This is a genomic window from Pelomonas sp. Root1217 (genome assembly GCF_001425705.1).
Taxonomy (GTDB): Bacteria; Pseudomonadota; Gammaproteobacteria; order Burkholderiales; family Burkholderiaceae_C; genus Pelomonas.
In genome coordinates this window covers 1-1,540 of record NZ_LMDC01000024.1, presented here as the reverse complement: position 1 = coordinate 1,540, position 1,540 = coordinate 1, and the positions used below count along the sequence as shown (strand labels likewise).

Sequence of the window (1,540 nt, the reverse complement as noted above, 5' to 3'; positions counted from 1 at the left end):
CGCTCATGGCCATGGCTTGTTCCGTGCTGGCTGCGGCCAATGCCCAACCCTTCGCTCCAGCGGACGGCTTCGCCGCCCGCTGAGCTTCGACGTTGGGCCTTTGAGCGAGACTAGACTGCTATGCGCCTCCGGCGTATAGTTCAACGATGCTCACGGTCGTCGAAACGTTGCTCTTCCAGCGGCAATGGCCGCTCTACTGGAGCGAGGAAGAGCGTGGCGTCTTCGCCGCGTACATTGCGGAGCATCCCACTGCCGGAGATGTCGTGCCCGAGTCCGGTGGCATTCGTAAAGTTCGATGGGGTCGTGTTGGTTCGGGCAAGTCAGGTGGCGTGCGGGTGATCTATTTCGCTCGCGCCGCCGAAGGTGAGGTGGTTCTGCTGACGCTCTATGCGAAGGCAAAGACGGACAACCTCACAGGACCCAAGTTGAAGGAGATTCGCCGTGCCCTCGAAGAGTAAGCCCCTGACCGACGCGGAACTCACCGCTTACGAAGCCAAGCGCGATCTCGCAGCTGAGTTGCTGCAATCCGTGCGGGAAATGAAGGCGGGTCAAGTTCACGTCATTTCCTCTCCCGTTATTGAGGCTCGGAACAAGACGGGGTTGTCTCAATCGCAGTTTGCGGCGCTCATGGGTGTCTCGGTTCGAACACTGCAAGGGTGGGAGCAGGGGCGCAAGCAGCCAAGCGGTGCTGCGCGCACGTTGTTGGCTATTGCGAGCACCAATCCAAAGGCGTTGCTGGCGGTGGCGCAGAAGTAGTGCGCCAGAGGCCCAACCAGTCGTTCGAGCCGACTCGCGTCGGCAGGCCTCCGCTCGAGGCACAGCTTCAACGTTGAACGGCTGCTTCCGCGAGGCGCCGGCGCGCTTTGCCAAATACGAGGCGCAGATCCGCCGCGAATACGCCCATGGTATCCGGCCGGCGAAGTCATGTTGACTAGTAGCCGCCACAATCCCCACGGGCCAAAGCGCGCCAGATACGGGAGACGATGACGATGCAAAAGTGGGAATACAAGACCGTGAAGGTCGACGCCAAGGGAATGCTTGGAGGCGTCGTCGACGTTCAGGAATTCGATGGATTGCTCAACCAGCTAGGTCAGCAAGGCTGGAACCTAGTTTCTGTGTTCGACACCAACATGATGATCCACGGCACCAGCCGCGAGATCGTCGCGGTGTTCAAGCGGGAAGGCTCGTAAACCACAGGCGTCCGCCGCACCGCCTTCCAGCGGCAGACGCGACGCGATGCGATTCCCATCCCCACCGGCAGGGGATGGGAATCGGCTTTGGCAAGCCGGTATCAAGTCGTCGGCGACCAGCGATGCGGCAACAGCTCGGCGATCCGGCTGGCCGGCTGCGTCGGCAGCCGCTCCAGCACATCGCGAAGGTAGACGTAGGGGTCAAGCCTGTTGAGCTTGGCAGAGTGAATGAGGCTCATCACAGCTGCGGCCCGCTTGCCCGCGCGCAAGCTGCCCGCGAAGAGCCAGTTCTGCCGCCCCAGCGCAATGGGCCGGATGCGGTTCTCCACCCAGTTGTTGTCGATGGGCAG

At 61.9% G+C, this 1,540-nt stretch carries 4 protein-coding genes; 3 read left to right on the top strand and 1 reads right to left on the bottom strand.

The window, feature by feature from the left end; all coding sequences use genetic code 11:
- Window positions 1-146: 146 nt before the first annotated feature.
- From ASC95_RS17775 to ASC95_RS17765, 3 genes are all read left to right on the top strand, one after another.
- Window positions 147-458 carry a type II toxin-antitoxin system RelE/ParE family toxin gene (locus ASC95_RS17775; RefSeq protein ID WP_057299074.1) on the top strand — a complete coding sequence of 104 codons (312 nt, stop codon included), beginning with the start codon at window positions 147-149 and terminating at the stop codon, window positions 456-458.
- Window positions 442-756 (top strand): DNA-binding transcriptional regulator, encoded by a 315-nt coding sequence (locus ASC95_RS17770; protein ID WP_057299073.1) that lies wholly within the window; start codon window positions 442-444, stop codon window positions 754-756. Before ASC95_RS17775 ends, ASC95_RS17770 begins: the two co-directional genes overlap by 17 nt.
- Window positions 757-989: 233 nt before the next feature.
- Window positions 990-1,190: a DUF4177 domain-containing protein gene (locus ASC95_RS17765; protein WP_057299075.1), complete on the top strand. Its 201-nt coding sequence runs from the start codon at window positions 990-992 to the stop codon at window positions 1,188-1,190.
- Between the two features lie 101 nt (window positions 1,191-1,291).
- Here ASC95_RS17765 and ASC95_RS17760 read toward each other — a convergent pair.
- Window positions 1,292-1,540: transposase domain-containing protein (locus tag ASC95_RS17760; protein ID WP_157256386.1), on the bottom strand; the 249-nt coding region annotated here is incomplete at its 5' end.